At 51.9% G+C, this 231-nt stretch carries 1 protein-coding gene; it reads right to left on the reverse strand.

Going from position 1 to position 231, the window contains the following annotated elements:
* Positions 1–231 (reverse strand): hypothetical protein (locus tag AXK12_RS09455; RefSeq protein ID WP_231863585.1); only part of this gene is annotated, 231 nt, incomplete at both ends.

Genomic DNA, 231 nt, shown 5'->3' on the forward strand with positions numbered 1-231 from the left:
CCATTTAATTTGGGAATTGGCCCCGTCGCTTCGCGACGAAACCAATTCCCAAATTTGAAAGCATTCCCCCTGTCGCGTTGCGACAGGGAGTGATAACCCGTTTGGGCGAGGTGGGGAAAATCACCAGTAAACACTCCGCCTCCAAGTTTGGGGTCCTTTTCAGATTTTGGTTTCGTTTCTGCGCGTCGCGCAGAGGCGAAACCAAAATCTAAATGGGTGCAGCGACACGCT

Origin of the sequence: Cephaloticoccus capnophilus, from assembly GCF_001580045.1 — a bacterium.
Lineage (GTDB): Bacteria > Verrucomicrobiota > Verrucomicrobiia > Opitutales > Opitutaceae > Cephaloticoccus > Cephaloticoccus capnophilus.